1 protein-coding gene is annotated in these 281 nt (G+C 62.6%); it reads right to left on the reverse strand.

What is annotated here, in order from left to right; all coding sequences use genetic code 11:
- Positions 1-281: antitoxin Xre-like helix-turn-helix domain-containing protein (locus E5W70_RS32810; RefSeq protein ID WP_366509785.1), on the reverse strand; the 281-nt coding region annotated here is incomplete at both ends.

The raw sequence follows: 281 nt of genomic DNA on the forward strand, positions 1-281 counted from the left end.
GCCGAAACAAGAAATCGCGCGCTTCCTCTTCGTTCTGCCAGACATCGACAGCAAGACCCCAGACGCGCGCAACGCGGGCCAATCGTGTGCCCTCGTCCGACGAGAGACGATGTACCGCCTTGCGCCGCTCATAGGTCGCCTTGGGAATCAGCCGGTATTTGAACTGAGCATCGCCGGGCGCCAGAAGATGCGCAACGCGCTCGAGCGCCCCAATGGGAAGTCCATTCTCGATCCGGGAGATCAGCCCGAAAGGCGACCGCGCCGCCACCTCTTTAACGGGC

Source organism: Mesorhizobium sp., assembly GCF_005063415.1.
Taxonomy (GTDB): Bacteria; Pseudomonadota; Alphaproteobacteria; order Rhizobiales; family Rhizobiaceae; genus Mesorhizobium.